The 20,713-nt window shown below is 64.4% G+C and carries 18 protein-coding genes, 1 tRNA gene and 1 pseudogene; 11 read left to right on the top strand and 9 right to left on the bottom strand.

What is annotated here, in order from left to right:
* Positions 1-355: 355 nt before the first annotated feature.
* The 7 genes and pseudogenes from C493_RS06540 to C493_RS06510 all read left to right on the top strand — a co-directional run.
* Positions 356-721, top strand: a pseudogene (locus C493_RS06540) (peptidylprolyl isomerase); the annotation flags it as partial.
* 216 nt (positions 722-937) lie between these two features.
* The gene (locus C493_RS06535; protein ID WP_007258632.1) at positions 938-1,648 is read left to right on the top strand and encodes a CatB-related O-acetyltransferase; all 711 of its coding nucleotides are present in this window, start codon (positions 938-940) and stop codon (positions 1,646-1,648) included.
* 79 nt (positions 1,649-1,727) lie between these two features.
* Positions 1,728-2,675: an oxidoreductase gene (locus C493_RS06530; protein ID WP_007258631.1), complete on the top strand. Its 948-nt coding sequence runs from the start codon at positions 1,728-1,730 to the stop codon at positions 2,673-2,675.
* 84 nt (positions 2,676-2,759) lie between these two features.
* Positions 2,760-3,104 carry a ferredoxin gene (locus C493_RS06525; protein WP_007258630.1) on the top strand — a complete coding sequence of 115 codons (345 nt, stop codon included), beginning with the start codon at positions 2,760-2,762 and terminating at the stop codon, positions 3,102-3,104.
* A 421-nt stretch (positions 3,105-3,525) separates the two neighbouring features.
* A tRNA-Leu gene (locus C493_RS06520) sits at positions 3,526-3,609 on the top strand.
* A 91-nt stretch (positions 3,610-3,700) separates the two neighbouring features.
* The gene (locus C493_RS06515; protein WP_161606884.1) at positions 3,701-4,006 is read left to right on the top strand and encodes a response regulator; all 306 of its coding nucleotides are present in this window, start codon (positions 3,701-3,703) and stop codon (positions 4,004-4,006) included.
* A 97-nt stretch (positions 4,007-4,103) separates the two neighbouring features.
* Positions 4,104-4,352: a hypothetical protein gene (locus C493_RS06510; protein WP_007258628.1), complete on the top strand. Its 249-nt coding sequence runs from the start codon at positions 4,104-4,106 to the stop codon at positions 4,350-4,352.
* A 105-nt stretch (positions 4,353-4,457) separates the two neighbouring features.
* On the opposite strand, the gene nadC is transcribed toward C493_RS06510, so the two are convergent.
* The 5 genes from nadC to C493_RS06485 form a co-directional block, all read right to left on the bottom strand.
* Complete coding sequence (gene nadC, locus C493_RS06505; protein WP_007258627.1) at positions 4,458-5,273, bottom strand: carboxylating nicotinate-nucleotide diphosphorylase; 816 nt, start codon at positions 5,271-5,273, stop codon at positions 4,458-4,460.
* A 101-nt stretch (positions 5,274-5,374) separates the two neighbouring features.
* Positions 5,375-8,623, bottom strand: a complete 3,249-nt coding sequence (locus C493_RS06500) for a PAS domain S-box protein (protein ID WP_007258626.1) — start codon at positions 8,621-8,623, stop codon at positions 5,375-5,377.
* A gap of 154 nt (positions 8,624-8,777) precedes the next feature.
* The gene (purQ, locus tag C493_RS06495; protein ID WP_007258625.1) at positions 8,778-9,470 is read right to left on the bottom strand and encodes a phosphoribosylformylglycinamidine synthase I; all 693 of its coding nucleotides are present in this window, start codon (positions 9,468-9,470) and stop codon (positions 8,778-8,780) included.
* Entirely contained in the window at positions 9,471-9,722 is a 252-nt protein-coding gene (purS, locus tag C493_RS06490) for a phosphoribosylformylglycinamidine synthase subunit PurS (RefSeq protein ID WP_007258624.1), read from the bottom strand.
* 108 nt (positions 9,723-9,830) lie between these two features.
* A complete protein-coding gene (locus tag C493_RS06485; protein ID WP_007258623.1) occupies positions 9,831-10,202 on the bottom strand; it encodes a rhodanese-like domain-containing protein in 372 nt (123 codons plus the stop codon).
* A 168-nt stretch (positions 10,203-10,370) separates the two neighbouring features.
* Here C493_RS06485 and C493_RS06480 point away from each other — a divergent pair, with 168 nt between their 5' ends.
* The 3 genes from C493_RS06480 to C493_RS06470 all read left to right on the top strand — a co-directional run bounded on the left by C493_RS06480 (position 10,371) and on the right by C493_RS06470 (position 13,571).
* Positions 10,371-11,177, top strand: coding sequence for a helix-turn-helix transcriptional regulator (locus C493_RS06480; protein WP_007258622.1), 807 nt, complete (start codon positions 10,371-10,373; stop codon positions 11,175-11,177).
* A gap of 180 nt (positions 11,178-11,357) precedes the next feature.
* Positions 11,358-12,824: an FAD-binding oxidoreductase gene (locus C493_RS06475; RefSeq protein ID WP_007258621.1), complete on the top strand. Its 1,467-nt coding sequence runs from the start codon at positions 11,358-11,360 to the stop codon at positions 12,822-12,824.
* Between the two features lie 180 nt (positions 12,825-13,004).
* Positions 13,005-13,571, top strand: a complete 567-nt coding sequence (locus tag C493_RS06470; RefSeq protein ID WP_007258620.1) for an OsmC family protein — start codon at positions 13,005-13,007, stop codon at positions 13,569-13,571.
* A gap of 54 nt (positions 13,572-13,625) precedes the next feature.
* Here C493_RS06470 and C493_RS06465 read toward each other — a convergent pair whose 3' ends face one another.
* The 3 genes from C493_RS06465 to C493_RS06460 form a co-directional block, all read right to left on the bottom strand.
* On the bottom strand, positions 13,626-14,891 hold the full coding sequence (locus tag C493_RS06465) for an MFS transporter (RefSeq protein WP_241430880.1): 1,266 nt from the start codon (positions 14,889-14,891) through the stop codon (positions 13,626-13,628).
* Positions 14,892-15,546: 655 nt separating this feature from the next.
* Complete coding sequence (locus C493_RS22570; RefSeq protein WP_152421106.1) at positions 15,547-16,752, bottom strand: hypothetical protein; 1,206 nt, start codon at positions 16,750-16,752, stop codon at positions 15,547-15,549.
* A 300-nt stretch (positions 16,753-17,052) separates the two neighbouring features.
* Entirely contained in the window at positions 17,053-18,300 is a 1,248-nt protein-coding gene (locus C493_RS06460) for an FAD/NAD(P)-binding protein (protein ID WP_007258618.1), read from the bottom strand.
* A 181-nt stretch (positions 18,301-18,481) separates the two neighbouring features.
* On the opposite strand from C493_RS06460, the gene C493_RS06455 reads away from it, so the two are divergent.
* Positions 18,482-18,916, top strand: coding sequence for an SHOCT domain-containing protein (locus tag C493_RS06455; RefSeq protein WP_007258617.1), 435 nt, complete (start codon positions 18,482-18,484; stop codon positions 18,914-18,916).
* A gap of 7 nt (positions 18,917-18,923) precedes the next feature.
* Here C493_RS06455 and C493_RS06450 read toward each other — a convergent pair whose 3' ends face one another.
* On the bottom strand, positions 18,924-20,612 hold the full coding sequence (locus C493_RS06450) for a nucleoside recognition domain-containing protein (RefSeq protein ID WP_007258616.1): 1,689 nt from the start codon (positions 20,610-20,612) through the stop codon (positions 18,924-18,926).
* Positions 20,613-20,713 lie beyond the last annotated feature (101 nt).

The following is a 20,713-nucleotide window of genomic DNA, read 5'->3' as shown; positions in this document are numbered from 1 at the left end:
TCGACATCTGCCATCGATGGCCAAACTGGATTTCCATCGTAACCGTTTTGGTGTGGCCCTGCATAACANAGATGCCGTCCCCGAACCACAAGGGGTGGCGAACCAGCGGTGGTTCGCACGGCGATGACATGGTATTCGACGGGGCCTGTTTGACCGGGTCACAGCCCTATACAGGGGAGGAAACGAGAGTTCCTCCGGTATCAAGCGAGAGCTTGGCTCTCGCGGACCGTCGGAAGGCTGTGTCTTCCGAGATGCTACCGGTTCCCCTTGAGTGCGGGTTGGAACCTCGAACGCCACGCTCGGCGGAAATCCGATGGTCGGATTCCACGTCCTTCAGGGCGTGGAGGAGGTCAATCAAACGGGCGATCCGATCGAAACCGGTCGCGGCGGTCCCGGCTACCAGTTCGACGACGAGTTCCACGCGGAGCTGCGCCACGACGATGCGGGTGTCCTGAGCATGGCCAACTCCGGCCCGAACACGAACGGCTCGCAGTTTTTCATCACGCTCGACGCCCAGCCACACCTCGACGACCGCCACTCCGTCTTCGGCACGGTCGTCGACGTCTCCGCGAGCACTGCGAGCGGAGGCTCGGAAGACGAGCCAAGCGAGTCTTCCGTTGGCATGGACGCCGTCCGCGAGATCGGTAGCGTCGACACCGGTCCGAACGACTGCCCACGCGAGGACGTCGTCCTCGAGTCGGTGACGGTCCACCGGGCGTGACCGTCAGCCCTTCGTCGGCGCCGACTCCGACTTCACTCCATCCGTTCTCCCGAGCGTGACGTCTCGCTCTCGTCCGGTCAACGCCCTGTTACGACTCGCTCTGGCATTGTACCCGCTCGTTGTCGCCCGTAGCATCGTCTTTCATTACAATTTCTCGTTGACACTACGGTGTAGTTGAGCGATTGCTTTAGGCGTGGAACGTGACTCGAGTCCACAGTGCCCCTCGAAACCATCCTGGAACGGTCGCTGTCGATACTCGGTTATCCGACCGCGACCCACGGACTGGCCGATCGGTATCTCGACGGGACGGCCCTCGACGTCGCGCCGTCGGCTCGAATCGCCGCAGGGTGTCTCCTCCGCGGTCGCGTCGACGTCGGCCCTCACGCGCGGCTGAGCCGCGGCTGCGTCCTCGGCGGCGACGTGACGGTCGGCCGCCGAACGAACCTCGAGCCCAACTGCTCGCTGGTCGGCGACGTCGAGCTCGGAAACTACTGTGCGATCGCTCGCCAGACGTGCTTCCAGCAGACGGGCCACCGGACGTCGAAGCCGTCCCAACAGATCCGGCTCTACGAGGAAGTGCTCGACGCGGAGTTGCCGCCGTCCGGCGACGAGCCGATTACGGTCGGAAACGACGTCTGGACCGGGCTTCGCTCGACGGTTCTTGCGGGCGTGACCATCGGCGACGGCGCCGTCGTCGGCGCCGGTTCGGTCGTCACCGACGACGTCGAACCGTACGCGATCGTCGCCGGCGTTCCCGCCGACCGCATCGGCTGGCGATTCCCACGCGACGTTCGAGCCGAACTGCTGGACCTCGAGTGGTGGGAGTGGGACGAAGCGACGATCCGGGAGCGGCGGGCGTTCTTCGAGCGGGACCTGGAGCAGGCGGCCGACGTGGTCGACGCGGTGGGGATCGGCGACCGACGCTGAGCCGCCGTCGCGGACGGCGACCGAACCGGACCGCCATGGCGCGCAGCAGCTTTAGGTCGCTCACTGTTGGGAACGACGTATGGGCTGGACGGCCGACGACATTCCAGATCTGGAGGGGCGAACGATTCTCGTCACCGGTGCGAACAGCGGTATCGGCCTCGAGGCGACCCGCGAACTCGCGCGCAACGGCGCGACCGTGATCATGGCCTGTCGAAGCGCCGAGCGCGGCGAGTCGGCCGCGGACGACGTTCGGTCGGACGTTCCGGACGCCGACCTGCGCGTCGAGGGCTGCGATCTGGCCAGCCTCGAGTCGATCCGCGCGTTCGCGGGTCGACTCGACGACCCGCTTGACGTTCTCGTCAACAACGCCGGAACGATGGCGATTCCGCGCTCGGAAACTGACGACGGGTTCGAGACGCAGTTCGGCGTCAACCACCTCGGCCACTTCGCGCTTACCGGGCTGGTACTCGAGCACCTTCTCGAGGGAACGATCGGCGGCCCCGCCGCGCGGGTCGTCACCGTCTCGAGCGGGCTCCACGAGCGCGGCGAGATCGATTTCGACGATCTCCACGGCGAGGAGCGCTACGATCGCTGGGGCGCCTACGCGCAGTCGAAACTCGCGAACGTCCTCTTCGCCTACGAACTCGAGCGACGGCTGCTGACCGCGGGGGCAAACGCCAAGAGCGTCGCGGTTCACCCGGGTTACGCCGACACCGAACTCCAGTTTCGCGGGCTCGAGGGTCGCGGCAGTCGGCTGCGGACGGCCGGCCGCCGACTCATGAACGCGCTGCTGGCGCAGTCGGCCGAACGCGGCGCGCTGCCGACGCTGTACGTCGCCGCGGCGGCCGATGTCGAGGGGGGCGCCTACTACGGCCCGGGCGGGCTGGCGAACATGCGCGGCGCGCCCGAGCGACAGGCCTCGTCGGATCGCTCCTACGACCGGGAGACGGCCCGGCAGCTGTGGGACGTCTCGAGCGAACTGACCGGCGTCACGTACGCGCTTCCGGAGCCGAAGGCGCCGTCCTGACGTTTCACACCGGCCGAACCGAGGAGGCGACGCCGCCTTGCGCTGACCGTAAGTCGAAAGGTGACGCAGCCGAACCGTCTGATAATGAGCGACGACGACAACGGTATCCAGCGCGCGAGCGATGTCGGCTCGTCTGACGCGCCACCCGTCGAGGAAAAGCCCTACAAGATCATCTTCGAGGCGAACAAGTGCTTCGGCGCGGGCAAGTGCGCCGAAGTCAGCGACAACTGGGAGATGTCCATCGCCTCGGGGATGGCAAAGCCCACCGAGTACTTCATCGCCGAGGACGACCTCGAGCACAACGTCCGCGCGGCCGAGATCTGTCCGGCGAAGAAAGACGACGGCTGCATTCACGTCGTCGACCGCCGTACCGACGAGGAGATCGCCCCCGATCCCCACGGCGACGGCACGCTGAGCGTCGACTGGTAGGCGACCCGCGGTTGCGTCCCGACTGGCCCGCTCACGTCGTTCGCTCGCGACGCGAACATCGAAACGCACATTCCCAGGGAGGACTATCTTCGAGTGCACTTCTGTGCGAGGATAGCCACTCCCATTGACCGAACGTGTTCACGAATTCGCCCATTTTGGGCGAATCCGATCACTGGTCTCGGTCGATGGGAAAGCAGGCCAACGGCGGTGGACCGATGACGCCGGGACCTTTTGCTGCGTTTCGTTCGTGACTCACGGGTTGCACCCGCTCGTCACTCACTTCACTGGCAACATCTCCACCAAAAGCCTCGTCACCTCCTGCCGGAGGATTCCTCGACTCGCTCGCTCACGTCGTTCGCTCGCGACGCGAACATCGAAACGCACATTCCCAGGGAGGCACTATCTTCAAGTGCACTTCTGTGCGAGGGTAGCCAAGCAGGCCAACGGCGGTGGGCTTAAGACCCGCTCCCGTAGGGGTCCTTGGGTTCAAATCCCAACCCTCGCATGTCGCTTCGAACAGTACGTGAGCGGCGGCTACGTTCTTGGAAATCAGGTCGCGTCTCGAACTCCGAACCGAGAGTCGGACGATTCGACAGTTGCGATCGTGCTCGTCGAAGACACCCCCGGGCGACGTTCGACTCACTCGAGAAGCGATCACAGAAGCCGGCGTCGAGCGCACGCTGTTGACGTTTCCGACCGGCGAACAGGCGCTTGAGTACCTGGTAGACGACGAAACCGCGCTCCCCACTCTCGTCTTTCTGGATCTGAAGCTTCCGGGGATGGACGGCTGTGAGATCCTCGAGAAGATCCGCGCACGGAAACGAATCAGTCCCGACGTCCCACGAGGCGTTCACCGCGATGATCGAGTCTGGAGCAAGCAGGTTCGATTGCCGCCGAGCTGATTCCGAGAGCGACTCGACGAGGCTTGCCGGGAAGCGATTCAACCGGAGCGTGCAGGGAGAACGGTTTCACACCGCCGAGCGGTAGCACGGTCGATCGATGGTCGACCGGACTCGCGAGGGCGAGGACTCACGGCTCGCCACCAACCGACTGGCGCTCGTCGTCGTGGTCTGTTCGCTGCTCGTCGCGGCCGCGGTCGTGTTCCTCGCTCGAGCCGACGCGATCGCTGCGGTCGTTCCGGAACACGGTCCCGCGGCCGACGCGGTGCCGTTGTATCTCCTGGCTGCCGTCGGAGTGCTCGTGCTGATCGCCTGGAGCTGGGGACGGCTGCTCTCGTGGTTCGAGTAGCGAGCGGCAGTCGTTCGGCGTTCGACGTTCGACGTTCGGGTTTCGTCTCTCATCTCGAATCGCTGATCGCTGAGTTCCGATCTCTCGTTTCTCGTCCGGTGGACGCTACTCGCCGGTTCGAAACGACAGATCGAGCGACGGCGCCGAGTGGGTCAGCGATCCCATCGAGATCACGTCGACACCCGTCGCGGCGTAGTCGGCGACGGTCTCGAGCGAGATGCCGCCGCTCGCCTCCGCGAGAACGTGTTCGTCGTCGGCGAGGCGGTCGACGGCGTCGGCGGTTTCGTCGGGGCTCATGTTATCGAGCAGGACGATATCGGCGCCCGCCGCGGCGGCTCGCGGTGCGTCGTCGACGGTTTCGACTTCGACTTCGACCTTCGTCGCGAAGGACGTTCGCTCCTGGAAGCGTTCGACGGCGCCCTCGAGCCCCAGTTCCGCGATGTGGTTTTCCTTGACCATCACCATGTGCGAGAGATCGAGACGGTGGGTGTCGCCGCCGCCGGCGACGACGGCGCGCTTCTCGAGGCCGCGGAGCCCGGGCGTGGTCTTGCGGGTCGCGGCGATCCGAACGGACTCGGATTCAGTGCGAGCGCGGTCGACCGCCTCGGACGTCCGCGTCGCGACCCCCGAGGCGTGGCCCGCGAGGTTCACCGCGACGCGTTCGCCTCGCAGTACGTCGCGCGCCGCGCCGTCGACGCGGAGCACCTCGTCGCCCGGCTCGACGCCTGTCCCGTCTTCGAGTCGGTCAGTTACGTCGACGCCGAGGAAGTCGAAGACGGCCGTCGCGGCCTCGAGGCCGGCGACGACGCCGGCGTCCTTCGCGACGAGTCGGCCGGTCGTCTCGCCGGGGACCTGATTGGTGACGTCGTGGTGGCCGACGTCCTCGCGGAGCCAGCGGTCGATCTGTGCGTCGGTAATCATGTGGCTGAGGTGCACGCCGAACTCGGATAAGCGGTCTGTTTTCGGCCGCACGCTGCACCGTCGGGTGCCGTCTTCGTCGCCGACGTTGCCGCCGACGATTATCAATCGCCGGTCGCCGTCGTGTCGGCGACCGAGTCGGCCAGTCGGGTATCAGCTCGCGGTAACTCGAGCGTGACGACCGTTCCGCGAGGTTCGTTCGCGTCGAAACGCAACTGGCCGCCGGACTGCGTGACGACGAGGATGACGAGCCAGAGTCCCAGTCCACTCGCGTGGCGAAGCTGCGTAATCTCTCGGTCGCCCTGGAGTAGTTCGCGTTCTTCTTTCGGCATCCCGGGGCCGTCGTCGGCGATGGAGAGCGCGACCATGCCGTCGCCGCCGTCGTGCGCCGAGACCTCGATCGTCGGCGTCTCGCGATCGGTGTGTTCGACGGCGTTTTTGAGGACCTGATAAAGTGCGGTCCGCAGCGTGGCGTCGGCGCGAACGAACAGCCGGTCCGGGAGCGCTCGATCGAACTCGACCTCGTGTTCGGGGTTAGTCTCCCGAAGCCGATCGATCGACGACGAAACGACTTCGGAGAGGTTGATCGGCCCTGCGGTCGCTGGCTCGCGCTCGAGTACCCGTTCGACGGCGCGGGTCTTCTCCGCGAGCGAGATGAGCTCTTCGGCCCGTTCCTGAATAGCGGCTGCGTACTCGGCGTCTTCGCCGTCGACGACCTCGGCGAGCATCTGTGCATAGCCGTCGATGATGTTCATCCCGTTTCGCATATCGTGGCGCAATACTCGGTTCAGGATCTCGACGCGCTTCTGGCGTTGTTTCTGGTCCGTGATGTCCGTGTACAGCCCGAACGCGTGACCGGCGGATTCGCCGCGCTCGACGGGAACGACGCGCATCATGAACTCCCGGAGTCCGTCGACGGTCCGCCGTTTGACTTCGGCTTCGACGATCTCACCGTCGCCACCGCGTCGGGTGATCGTTTCCGCCTCGTCTCGCTCGTCGGCGGGAACGATGAACTGATCGAGGGGCTCGCCGGCGATCGTCGACTCGTCGTAGCCGAAGACGTGCTCGAACGACGAGTTGACCGACTCGACCATCGCCGCGTCGTCGGTGTGTCTCGTGCTGACGACCGCGTCCGGGACGTTCTCGAACAGCGCGGCGAAGCGGTCGCGCTCGGTCCGGATCTGTTTTGCGAACGCGATCCGATCGAGGGCGTCGGTCACGTGCGAAAGCAGGAGTTCGGCCAACTCCTCGTCCTCGCGAGTAAACGCCCCGACTTCCGTCGAAACCGTCTGGAAGACGCCCCAGTCGCCGATCGGGACGGAAAGCACCGAGCGGAACGTCTCGTCTTGCGAGATCGCGTCTGGGTCGTTCCTGACGTCGGCGATACGCTGGGTTTCGCCCGTTCGATACGTTCTGCCGACGATTCCTTCCTCGACCGAGACGCGGCGATCGAAGTCGTCCTCGAGCGTCGAGGAGAGCGCCATTTTGACGAATGCGCCGTCTTCGATGGTGTCGATGGCGCACACGTCGAAATCGAGGACGTCCTCGGCGGCCTCGACCGCACAGTCACAGATCGCCGCGGGCGTCTCGCAGTCGTCGAGCCGGGAGGCGACATCGTGAAGACTTTCGATTTTCGCTTTCCGCTCGACGAGTTCACGTTCCATGCGCTTGCGGTCGCTGACGTCGCGGACGATCCCCACGGACCCGTCGAGAACCCCGTCGTCGCGCAACAGCGTCGCGTTGATCTCGCAGGGGAATCGATCGCCCGCGCTCGTCGTCAGCGTGACCTCGTAGGTCGCGACGAACTCCTCGTCCGCGGAGGCCAGCGCGCGCACTCGCTTTTCGCCCCGGGCGACGCTTTCGTCGGTGAGGATTCGCGACGCGTGTTCGCCGACGAGTTCGTCCTGATCGTATCCGGTCATCTCCGCCAACCGATCGTTGACCGCCAGCAGTGTTCCGTCGCAATCCAGCGCGTAGACGCCGTCGCCAACCGTCTCGACGATCGTCTTCGTCCGCTCGAGTTCGCGCTCTCGAGTCGCGCGGTCGAGTGCGGCCTCGGTCGTCGCAGCGAGGACGTGAACGAGGTTGATCTCGGCGGTATCGAGGCGGTTTCCGTCGGCGGTCGCCACCGACAACAAGCCGTGTCTCTCGAGGGGATAACAGACGACGGAGCCGACCTCGATATCGATATCGTAGGGAAGCCGGTCCGGCGAGATGTCGTTGATTACCGTCGGTTCGCCGCGCGTGTAGACGTCCCAGAGCAGACCGTCGTCAGGGCCGACCGCGTCGATATCGCCGGTGGCTGTCGCGAGCGCCTCGGTGCCCGCTGCGAGCTCGAGGACGTCTCGATCGTCGTCGGCGAAACGCAACGCGGCCAGCGGTTGATCGAGGACGTGTTCCGTGGCCTCGATCACGATCGACGCGATCTCGTCCGTCGACTCGGCGCGCATCAGCTCGGCCGTCGTCTCCTGTAGCGCCTCGAGTGCGTTCGCTCGTTTGCGCTCGGTGGTGACGTCCTGGATGAACGAGAGGATGCTGACGAGGTCGCCGTCGTCGTCGACGATCGGCGCGTTGAACCACTCGCACGTGATCGTCGATCCGTCCCGTCTGACGTTCGCGTTGACCCGCCAGGCCGGACTGATTTCCGAGTCGCTGCTGGTCAACGCATCCCAGTGATCGCGGACGGCCGCTCGCGTCTCGTCGGGGACGACCAACTCGAGGCCGTTTTCGCCGCGGGCCTGCGTCGCCGTGTAGCCGAACAGTTCTTCGGCCGCGGCGTTCCAGGTTTGTACCTCGAAGTCGGGCGTCCATTCGACGACCGCGAACGGGGCCCGACTGACGAGGTGCTCGAATCGATCCGACGAGACGGCTTCTGCGTCGGGTGGCGAAACGGATGCCGCAGACGTCGCAGTCGATATTCGGGAGGACGCTGCGGACGAGTCTCCGTTCCGGTCCGTCGCGCGATCTGTGGATGTTCCCGCTGCGAGCGTCGCTGGCGTTTCATCGATAAGCGTGCGAACTCGGGTGAGAAGCGTCTCTACGCCGTCTGACTGTGGGACGTAGCCGTCGGCGCCGGCGGCGATTACGTCGCCGGCGAGCGATTCGCTGCCGTCGGCCGGGAAGACGACGACCGGAACGAACGGCCGGTAGTCGTCGATTCGCGAGCAGAGCGCGACGGGATCGGCGTCGGCGAGACCGTCCGTCGCAACGATACAGGTTGCACTCGAGAGATGCGCGAAACAACCAGCGACGGTTCGAACGACCGTCAGCCGATCGCTGATCGCACGCAGTTCGTCGGCGACGGAGTCTCGCCCGTCGCCGTCGACGTAGACGATATGCGTTTCAGATTCCATACACCCGTTCCCCAGCGGTGTCTATCAGCGTCAACGAACCACCACGTTATTACTGTTCGACTCGACTCAGAACGTGAGTCGTTCGTGGGTATCGATTAATATATCGGCAGAACTTTCACTCCTACTGATAGTATCGAAAATCCTTGTGTGCGGGTTAGGCGCCGCCGTCGGCCGCCTCGAAGCCGCGTAAGACACCCTGTCCGTCGGTCGGTCCGACGTCCGGAAGCGTCGCTCGTTCGGGGTGGGGCATCAACACCGCGACGGTCTCGTGCTCGCCGAGGACGCCCGCGACGTTGTGTTTGGAGCCGTTGGGGTTGGCTTCGGGGTCGGTCTCGCCGTCCTCGTTGCAGTACCGAAAGAGGACGCGGTCGTCGTCCTCGAGTTCGGCGAGTCGCTCGTCGTCGATCTCGTAGCGGCCCTCGCCGTGGGCGATGGGGACGTCGATGACGTCGCCCTCGTCGTAGGCCGCCGTCCACGGCGTGTCGTCGCGCTCGACACGCAGGGAGACGTGCTCACACTGGAAACGGGCGCTCTCGTTGGTCGTGAACGCGCCCTCGGTGAGTCCGGACTCGCAGCCGATCTGGGCGCCGTTACAGACGCCGAGTACGGGCGTTCCCTCGGCCGCGGCCTCGCGGACCTCGGCCATGATCGGCGAGCGCGCGGCCATCGCACCCGCGCGCAGGTAGTCTCCGTAGGAGAACCCGCCCGGAAGCATGATTCCCGACGTCTCCGCGGGGAGGCCGTCCTCGTGCCAGACGATCTCGGCGTCGATCTCGAGGTGCTCGAGGGCGCGCTCGGCGTCGCGGTCGCAGTTCGAACCGCCGAACCTGATTATTGCAACCGTCATCTACCGCTCGTCGACCTCCACGTCGTAGTCGTGGATCGTCGGATTCGCCAGCAGTCGTTCGGCCATCTCGCTGGCGCGCTCGCTCGCGTCGTCGGCATCCTCGGCCTCGAGGTCGACCTCGAAGCGGTCGGCCGAGCGCAGGTCCTCGAGGTCGAACCCGAGTCGCTCCAGGGCCTGCTGGGTCGTTTCGGCTTCTGGGTCCAGCACGCCGTGTTTGAGTCGAACCGTCACCGTCGCGGTGTACGCGGTCATTACCTGATACCCCGTAACCGTGCTCAAAAACGCTTTCGCCTTTGGTGCGTGATACACGTTTGTGGATACCTCCGTTCGGAAACCCCTCGAACTGCCTCGAGCGCCCGCTCAGGGGAGGAATCGGCGAACGGTCGACGTCAGCCGGTAGCCCAGCGAGCCGTTTCGGTAGCCGCGCCAGCGTCGCATTCCGCCGGCGAGCGTGACGGCGTCGTACCCCTCGGACTCGAGCACCGTCGTCGCCTTCTTCGCGACGATGCCGGCCTTGCAAACGGTGACGACCGGTCGGTCGTCGGGCACCTCCGAGAGCGACTGTCGAAGTTCGGCCTCGTCCCCGCGTCGAAGGTCGTCGTAGACGGGAACGTTTCGGCTCCCATCGATGTGCTCACGCTGGTAGGCCGTTCGTGGTCGAATATCGAGCACGTACGGCTCGTCGTCGCTCGAGAGTTGCTCGTCGAGCGCTGGCGGACTTATCTTGCCCATATTCCCCAATATAGTGCACGCGTACAAAACGATGCGGATCTCGAGTGCGCCAATTCGGTCCCGACGGGCGAGCTATCGCCCGCGTTCGGTCGACGTTTTTCTCGACCACAACCGTTCGGAGAACAGTCAGCAGACACAGCTATAGCCCCCTATGTGTTAATTTATACCATGGCCTCGTGCAAGACGGAGTCGCCGCTGGCCGACCTCGAGTTTCTCGTTCGATCGGACCATCGGGTTACGGCACTCGAAGCGCTCGCTGAGCGACCGCGAAGCCGGGCCGACCTCCGAGAGTTGACGGGAGCGTCGTCGTCGACGGTCGGGCGATTGCTCCGGGAGTTCGAGGCGCGACAGTGGATCGTCAGGGACGGTCCCCGATACGAGTCGACAGCGCTCGGAGCGTTCGTCGCCGCTGGGCTCCGAGAGCTTCTCGACCGGATCGAAACCGAGAGAAAACTCCGTGACGTCTGGGAGTGGCTTCCCGACGAAGCGAGCGCAATAACCGTCGAGATGGGCGCCGACGCCGTCGTCACGGTCGCCGAAACCGACGATCCGTACGGCCCAATCAACCGGTTCGCAGCGTTGCTCCGAACTGCCGATCGATTTCGGTTCGTCGGCTCCGATCTGGGCTTGCTCGAACCGTGCAAGGACGACCTTCGCGACCGGATCCTCGCCGGCATGGAGGCGGTGATCGTCGACCCGCCGGCCGTCGCTCGACACATTCAGTCGCGGTACGGCGACCACTGTGCCGGTCCCATCGCGAGTGGCAACCTCGAGGTGCTGGTCCACGACGAACTTCCCGCATGTGGCATCGGTATCGTCGACCGTCGGGTCGCGATCGCCTGTTACAATCCGACCAGCGGAACGGTACGGGCGCTGATCGACACCGACGCGCCCGCCGCACGTGAGTGGGCGGAAGCGACGTTCGACGCGTATCGACGGGAGGCGCGCCCGTTCGCGCTCGGGACGCCCGCGTAGAACGACCGAGCGATTCAATCGTTCCGTTCTCGAGCGTCGGGAGCGACAGCCCCTCGGTTCAGCGCTCGGCCGACGGTCACCCGGTGCACGGTCGCCACCGACTGAACGGTCGCCACCAACTGCACGTCGGGCAGCAGATGCCTTCCTATTCGCCGCTCTCGTCAGTTTCGACGGGAACCCATGACTACCGAAGACCACGACGGAACCGACGCGCGACGACGCGAGCGACCCGACGACCCGATCGACGCTCCGGCGATCCAGGCGTTCACCGAGGCGTTTTCAGGGCCGGTCCTCCGCCCCGACGACGAGGCGTACGACGACGCGAGACGCGTCTGGAACGGGATGATCGACAGGTATCCGGCGGTGATCGCCCGCTGTACCGGCACGGCCGACGTCCTCGCAGCCCTCGAGTTCGCCCGCGAGCAGGACCTCGAGATCGCCGTTCGCGGCGGCGGACACAACGTCGCCGGCTACGCGACCTGCGACGGCGGGATCGTCGTCGATCTCTCGCCGATGGACTGGGTCGACGTCGATCCCGAGGCCCGGACCGTCCGCGTCGGTGGCGGCGCGACCTGGGGCGTAGTCGACCGCGAGACGCAAGCGTTCGGCCTCGCGGCGCCGGGCGGCGTGGTCTCGACGACCGGCGTCGCGGGGCTCACCCTCGGCGGCGGGTACGGCTACCTCCGGCGCAAACACGGGCTGTCCTGCGACAATCTGCTCGCGGTCGACCTCGTCACCGCGGACGGCAAGTTCCTGACCGCGAGCGAATCCGAGCACGCGGAGCTCTTCTGGGCCGTCCGCGGCGGCGGCGGGAACTTCGGCATCGTTACGGCCTTCGAATTTCGACTCCACCCGGTCGGCCCCGAGGTGGCGACGGTCGAAACCTGGCACTCGCTTTCGGACGCGCCGTCGCTCGTCCGGGAGTGGCGCGACGCCGTCGCGACCGCGCCGGACGAAATCAGCGCGGAGTTGGTCTTCTGGAGCGTTCCGGACGACCCGGCCTTTCCCGACGAACTGCGAACCGAACCCGTCGCCATCGTTGCCGCGGTCTACAGCGGCGACGTCGAAGCGGGCGAACGGGCGATGGCGCCGCTTCGCGAACTCGGAGCCCCGCTGTTCGATTTCAGCGGCCCGACGCCGTACGTGGACCTGCAGCAGGACTTCGACCCGTTCTTCCCGGCCGGCGAGTTCCGGTACTACGCGAAGTCGATCTTCCTCGACGAACTCACCGACGAAGCGATCGAGACGATCCTCGAGCGCGCAGCGTCTCGTCCGCATTACCGCGTCTTACTCGACATCTGGCAGCTCGGCGGCGCGATCGCGGACGTTTCCGAGACCGAGACGGCCTACAGCGGTCGGGAACACCCGTACTTGCTGGCGATCGACGCCACGTGGGAAGACCCCGACGACGACGAACGCGTCGTCGCGTGGTCTCGAGCGTTTTGGGAGGACATGCGCGAGTTCTCTCCCGGCGGACTCTACCTGAACTTCCCCGGTCTCGAGGGGGAGCGCGAGGATCAGCTCCGGGAGACCCACGGCTCGGAGACCTACGACCGACTGGTCGAGATCAAGACGAAATACGACCCGGAGAACGCGTTCCGGCGCAACCAGAACGTCGAACCCGACGAGCGAGCGGTCGGTCAGTGAGACGGTCGTCCGTCGTGTCGACCGTCGGTCACCGCGTGCCCGCCGGTCAGTCGCCGGGCGACGATCACGGGATGCCTATATCGGTGTTTCCGTCGTCGAGCATCACTAGGGCCTCGAGTCGGGCCCGCCGAACGTCGCCGCTCGAAAGACGGCGTTCGAATACGGAACGGAGGAGAACCCATGACTGTCAGAAACAACGTAGACGTAACGCGGCTGGGAGAGACGATTGACGCGGTCGCCGAGGAGCCGGAACTGGGCCAGTTCACCTTTCGGGCGGAAACCGAGTGGACGGACGGACTCCGGTGTGTGACCTCGATCGGAGACTTCGATCAGGCGGGCGAGCGCGTCCCCTCGCGGGAGTTCGAGATCGCGGGCGACGAACCCGAGGAAATACTCGGCCAGCGGACGGCCCCGAACGCGGTGGAGCTGTTGCTCGCCGCGATGGGATCGTGTCTGAGCGTCGGCTACGCGGCCAACGCCGCCGCGATGGGGATCGAACTCGACGAACTCCGCTTCGAGATGGCCGGCGACGTCGATCTCCGGGGATTCCTCGGCATCTCCGAGGACGTTCGTCCCGGCTACGACGCCGTGGACTGCACCGTCCACATCGACGCGGACGCGTCGGAATCGGAGCTCGTCGAACTGCAAGAGCGGGTCGAAGCCACGTCGCCGCTGCTCGACGACGTCGCGAATCCGGTCCGGGTCGAACCCGAACTCGCCATCGCCAGTCGGGAACGCCCGGCCTGACGCACCGAATGTTCACCGACCGACTGGGTCGGTCTCGAGTCGCCTCGAGGCCGCTCACACGTCGGTTCGGACGACCCTGACCGCGAGGAAGAACGCGGCGGAGATCAGCCCGATCACGGCGGCCGCCGCGAACGGCACGTCGTAGCTCCCGAATCGATCGACGCCCACGCCGACGGCGTAGGGTGCGGCGACGCCGGCGACGGCGAAGCCGATACACGTGAGTCCGAAGAGCGTCCCGAGGTCGTCCGTCCCGAAGAGGTTCGCCACGAGCGGCGACATGAGCGCCGCGATTCCGCCGTAGCCGAATCCGAAGACGGCCGAGAGCGCGAGCAGGGTCGCCGGCGTCGGGACGGCGACCATCGCCAGCAACGCGACGCACATCAGCCCGGTACAGGCGGCCAGCATCCGGTCGGTGCCGATGGCGTCGGCCGCCCAGCCGGCGGTGAACTTGGCGACGACGTTCATCACGCCGATGAGGCTGAGCGCGATCACGCCGATCTCCCGCGTGAGGCCGGCGGCCTCGGCGAAGTCGACGACGTACACCAACACGGCGTTGGCCGGGATGAACACCACCAGCAGGGCCAGAAACACGACGGCGAAAAGCGGCGTCAGCATCGTCTCGAGGGTCGCATCGAGCTGCGATCGAACGGATCGGCCGCCGTTCGCCGCCGGCTGGCGGGTTACGAACTCCTCGCCCGTCTCGGCGCCGATCGCCGACGGTCGGTCCGCGAGGAGGACGAACGCGATCGCGATCGCGACGGCGAACAGCCCGCCGAGGACGAGATAGGTCGCCTGCCAGCCCAGCTGTCCGATGACTGATTCGACGAACGGTGGCATCGCGACGATGCCGACGCCCCAGCCCGAGACGGCGACGCCGGTCGCCAGGCTCCGGCGGCGCTCGAACCACCGCGGCGGCGTCGTGTACGCGACGACGAACGTGATCCCCATCCCCGCGGCGGCGACGACGCTGTACGACGCGACGACCCAGTAGAAGGAGGGCGCTCGGCTCGCGCCGAGCAGTCCGAGGGCGATCAGCCCCGCGGCGACGAGGAGCAGCCGCTGGACTCCGTATCGATCCATCGCGAAGCCGAGGACGGCGGCCCCGGTGAAGGTGACCAGCGACTGGATACTGAACAGCAGCGACGTGCTCGCATACGTCTGGTCGAACTCCGCGAGAACCGGGCCGAGAAAGACGCTAAAGGAGAACATCGTTCCGGCGGTCATCAGCGACAGCGCAAAACAGCCGACGACGACATACCAGCCGTAGTAGCGGTCGGACTCGAGGAGCCGACGCTGAGTTCGATTGCGAATCCCTCTCACGAGCGGTGGTTTTCCCCAGGGGACCATAACGGTTGTCGTGAATACGAGTTCGCCATTCAACGGTAGTTGTGAAAGAACAATGTAGCGCGACCTATAGTAGCCACTGAACGTCAATACACACCTGATCGCAGGACGGACGCGCGGCTCGGAACGACGTGAGAGCCGCGGAAACGCGAACGGGGAGGGACGACCCGTGAGCTGTGCGATCAGGGTGTAAATCGTTTCAGTTGTTACTATAGCATCTTTCGATGCGAACAACCGATCAGATGGCGACAAATACTGGTCTGGTTTTGTCCCACGTGTGGGTGAATCACGAGGTATTTATATTAATTGGTGTGTCCCTAGAATATGCAAAGTACGAATTGGTTCCTTGCTTCGATAACATTTTTGCTTGCGGTAATGATAGTCGAAGCAGGAATGAGAGAGGTTCCGCTACACATAGATTCAGTAGTTCGTATACTAATGTATATACTACCTATTTATTTACTTTTGTCTGTATTATATGTTCCATTACAATATATTTCCAAATACAGATACGAATTCGATCGATCATCATACAAGGAGTAGGTCTAAATCAATTAAATTATATAAGTTAAATAACTGTTGGGTACTAAATACGTACTAGAACAATGGCGTCAGTGACTACACGTCCGACTTATGCTCTGGTCCACCTGAAGCCATCGTTGTATATTCGACTATTCGGGAATGGATTACTAAAGGACCTTGACTCTCTAAAGCGAACCATCCAGTTTACACCTACAATTGTGTCACCTGAAGACATGCTATCCATATCCATTTCACAGACACTCGCGTTATTAATAATAATTGAACCATCGCGAACGTTGCCATCGAAATCGAAATGAGTCCGGGCTTCAGCATGGTTTCGAGTAGACTCATCTGTCACTAAGAGATCTGGTTCTGTCCTTGAATATGATCTTCCGACGAAGAGTTCTACCTCTTTATTACTGCTGGCTGTCAGTCCTAACTCCCATCCTCTCGTTGTTGATGTCACGTCAGTGTGAGGTGCTCGAACAAATTGCTCTGCGGCACCATTTATTTCGGCGTAATTGTTCCAGTCAGAAGTAAGTATAGCCTCCCGATGTCGATCGCCAACGGAGGAGATATCCATTTCGAGTCTCGTCCCGTAGAGTGTTTTATCTGAGGTCACCTTCCGTCTTAACTCCGCTATTTCTGTGAACTGATTGTAACCAGGATCAGAGCCGCCCCCTATAATTACACCTTCTATATGTTCACCACGTGATTGCCAGTCACTGAAGTCCTGTTTTTCATTAACCGCTATTCGAAATTCGTTATCAGCACGCGACTTTGCTTCCCATCGGCTTTTGGTCTCTTCTGCCTCCTGATGTAGCGAAGAAATATCTAACTCCGTCTTGTCACTCGTGATGCTTTCGGTGGTATTATTTCCTGTATCATTCCCGTTTTGGTTTAGACTATCATCTTCAGCTTCAACAATGCCCATGTATTGATGAGGGGAACCATATTTTATCTCGAAGTTATACGCAACTAGAATAGTGTTCTCCGGGGTTTCTATCTCTGGGACATCTAGTGCTGAATCCTTGTCTCTCTTCCATGCATCAATACGCTGATCACGGACCTTTCTCGCTTCACTCTCCAGGATTGGATTCTCAATCGACCCGTACATAATGCTTTCATTGGTATTTCGGATTTCTGCACTTACTGAACCCATTCCAACCATTGAACCGAGCGTGAGACAGCTTGTCGTGAGGAGCTTTCGCCGGCTTACTGCCGTGCAAGTCTTTGAGGAGTGCTCTTCAGAATGATTATTAGATGATGATGTTGATTCAGATTTGTTCGAATATTTTGTATTATCTCCACACATAATAATTCTAATTATTCTATATATATATATACTTTTCTATTATTCAGTCATAGAAATATATATCAGATATATACACCTCGGGAAATTTACTAAAGCGGGTCCACTAGTCGCACGGGCAGTCACGTCACTCTCACAACGACGACTGATGGCAGCGAGTTCCGACGTGTCACCGTGTCGCTCCATAATAGGCTCAAGGACGGGACGCTGCGAAGATTGCGAAGCAAACTGGAGCGAACGATTTCATGAGTTCTGCCGGTGGATCAATCGGCATCGGTGACACTTGTCCTCGTCCCGGTCGGATCAGGCGGGGACGAGCGCTCGTCGGTCCGCGATCGCCGCCGTCAGGCGATCGGCCGCCCGACGCGCGCCGGCGATGTTGCCCGCGAGCGGCCCGACCGTTCCCGCCGCGAGCGCGCCCGTGACGAACAGCGGCGTCGACTCGCCGCGCTCGTCGCGCCAGGCCAGCGTCTCGTCCTCGAGGACGGGCATCCCGCGATAGCCGCGCTCGAGGTCGAGCGCGGTCGCGACGCGGTCGACGAACGGGTGTTCGGCGACCGGTTCGAACCCGGTCGCCAGAATCGCGCGGTCGGCCGAGAGACAGCCGCCGTCCTCGAGCAAGAGGCGCACTCGACCGTCGACTGCGCGGGCCGAGCGAACGTCTCCGTAGCGAACGGAGAGCCTACCGGTGTCGGCGGCCGACTCGAGGCGCTCGACGAGCGTCGGCGGCACCGTCGCGTCGTTTCGCGCCGCACGAATCGCCTCGTAGCGCGCCCGCGACCCCGGCTCGTGGCGGTGGAGGTGGCGTTCGATGTGGTTCCAGTTGATCCAGCGGGGATCGGCCTCGGTGGTCGCTTCCTCGAGGTCGTGGCGCGAGCACAGCGTCACCGACTCGCCCTCGCGGTCCGCGAGACAGGTCGCGAGCTGGGCGGCCGTGACCCCGCCGCCGACGACGATCGACTCGTCGGCGCGCGTCTCGGGATCGAAGCCGTCCCAGACGTGGGTGACCGCGTCGACGCCGTCGGCCCACGGCGGCGTGCGGTAGCGGCCGCCGTGACCGATCGCCAGCACGCACGTCCGCGTTCGGAGTCGCTCGGCGCTCGCGTTCGCCGCGTCGGTCGCGTCGGGTTCGGTCGCCGTCTCGAGGACGAGCGACCCGTCGTCGGCGTCCGACCGACGGATCGACTCGACGCTCGCCCGCCGGTGAAGCGCCTCGAGGTCGCCGCGGTCGATCACGTAGTCGGCGTAGTCGAGAAACAGCGACAGCGTCGGGCAGGGCGGGTAGTTCGGCCGCGAACGGAGCTCGTCGTCCCGGTCTCGACTCTCGGCGAACGTCTCGAGGCCGAACGGCTCGGTGCCGACGTGGTGAACGAACGTCGAGCGCAACTGCTCCATCTCGCAGGCCGCCGCCTTCCGTCGGAACGACTCGAGCAGGCGCTCGTGGGGATCGACGAGCAACACGTCCGAGCGCTCGAGGCCGGTCTCCTCGAGCAGCCGCTGACAGCAGTAGGTGCCGTGGATGCCGCCGCCGACGATAACGCACTCGTACATCGGGACGTCGTACGCGGTGTTATTACTTCACTCTTCTGTGTTAATAACCATTGATTTCGATAGGCTGTGTGTTCACATCCCGACCGCAAGGAGGGTCGGTCACGATCCGCGCCGTCCTCGTCAGTCGCTCCCCGGCGGATCGACGGCAGCACCTTTTGTGTTGCATCACGAACATCATTCCATGTCCAGACGTGGCACACTCACGCGGGAGCTCACGCCGTCCGTGGCCGTCGTCATCGTCGCGTTGCTCGCGGGGTTCGTCGCGCTCGCGGCGATCGAGCCGTCGGTCGCGATCATCCTCGCGATCTTCGGATTCGTCTTCGGCGACGAGATTCTCCGTCAGTTCGCTCAGCTGCTCGAGCGCTCCGACTCGACGGACGAGGGCGACGACTCCGTCGTCGACGGCCCCGAGGACGCCCTCGAGCGACTGCGCGTGCGGTACGCCGACGGCGAACTCTCGGAGTCCGAGTTCGAACGCCGACTCGAGGTCCTCCTGGAGACGGAGACGGTCGCCGACGTCGAACGCTACCTCGAACCGACGAGCCCCGACGGTCGCTCGAGCGACCGCGGCGTGGGCGAACTGGAGCGCGAACCCGATCCCGAGTTCGATCGCTGACCGTGGATCACAACAACAACAACTGCCCGCCCCAGGCGATGACGAGCGCGAAGCCGATCGCCGCGGCGGCCTGTCGCGCGAGCATCGCCGCGACGAACCGCGTCGAGACCTCCCGCGCGACCGTGATCGCGGTGACCAGACACGGCAACAAGACGCCCGCGAGGTAGACCGCCACGAGCACCTCGAGCGGCGAGAGCGCGGCGACGCCCGCCGAATCGGCCGTCAGGAGCGCGATTCCGTCCTTGCGAATCGACGCGAGTACGACCGGCAGCGCCGCCTCCGCCGGGAGGGCGAAAGCGGCCATCGCCGGCTCGAGGACGCGACCCGCGCGCTCGAGGACGCCCGCGTAGTCGAACAGTGCGGCGATCACGCAGATGCCGGCGAAGACGGGCAGCGCCGTCGTGAGGAAACTCGCGATCGAACTGCGGGCCTCGCGCCAGATCGCGCGGAGTCGCGGTCGCTCGAGGAACGTCCGTCGGTCGACGGCGAGGTCGGCCGTGCGGGCGTCCGGCGGAGCGATCAGGCGAACGTAGACGAGCGTCGTCGCGACGAGGATCGCGAGGTAGGGGACGACGAGCCAGGCCATCCCCACCGCCGCGAACACCGCGAGCGTCGCGGGGAACTGGTAGGAACAGGCCGACCCGAACGAGATCGCCGAAATCGTGGTACAGCGCGTACAGTCCGAACAGCTCCGGGTGCTCGTGACCGCCGGGACGTTGCATCCGAAGCCCATGACGACCCGCACGAGGTCGCGGCCCGTGAGGCCGACGCGGCGCATAACCGGGTGTAACGCCGTCGTGACGCGCATCGTGAGCCCGCTGGCCGAATAGGCGCCCGTGAAGAGGGCGAAGATTAGCATGGTCGGTAGCGCCCAGACGAACAGGAACGGCCCCATCGCGAGCAGGCCGTAGTCGCCGCCGAGTACGGCCGCGAGCGGGCCCGGAAGGGTTTCGGCCCACGCGATCGCGGGCTCCAGGCCAGCCCCGACCAGCGGATCGAGTTCGCCGGCGATCGCATTCGCGAACCAGACGGCGACCGCCGCCGGAAGGAGGAGAACGAGCGCGCTCACGATCGGGCCGAGAAGGGGCCGCTCGAAGATTCGCTCCGGGGGTTCGATCTGCCAGCCGGTTTTCACTGCGGTTCCGCCCGGGAACTCGCCCGCATACCGGAGCGCGGCGCGGACGTCGCGGCCGTCGGCCGAGTGCGTCGTTGAGCCCGCTCCGTCGCCGGTTGGCACACCGCCGTCTGCCGCGACCCGGTCCAGTTTCCGCGCGTCGACGGGGAGGACGGGCACGCCCAGATCCGCCTCGAGGTCGGCGATTGCGCCCCGTGCCTCCCCGGTCTCGTCGACGTGGTCCCAGTGGGTCACGACGACGGCTCCCGTCCGCCCCTGCACCAGCGGGAGGAGGTCGGCGAGGTCGCGATCGAGCGCCGTCGCGGGAACGACGAGGACGACCGTCTCCGCATCCCCGAGCGCGGCCAGGGCCTCGCGGGTCGTCTCGGTATCCGCCTCGAGCGTGATTCCGGGCGTGTCGACCACCGCGAGGTCGTCGGTCCGGTAGACGTCGCTCGAGACCGTCGAGCCCGCCACGTTCTCGACGGCTCCCGACGCGCCGGTGAGCCCGGCCGCGAGCGCGGATTTGCCGACGCTCTCCTTCCCGATCAGGACGACGCGGTCGCGATCGACTCCGGTCATTCGGTCCGTCTCACCCCGTCGTATCGGTCGGTTCCGCCAGTAGTCGCTCTCACCAGCAGCGATCGAATCGGTTGCGATGACATCCTCGAGTCGTTCGGCGC

Origin of the sequence: Natronolimnohabitans innermongolicus JCM 12255, from assembly GCF_000337215.1 — an archaeon.
GTDB lineage: Archaea > Halobacteriota > Halobacteria > Halobacteriales > Natrialbaceae > Natronolimnohabitans > Natronolimnohabitans innermongolicus.
This window is presented reverse-complemented; position numbering and strand designations above follow the sequence as displayed.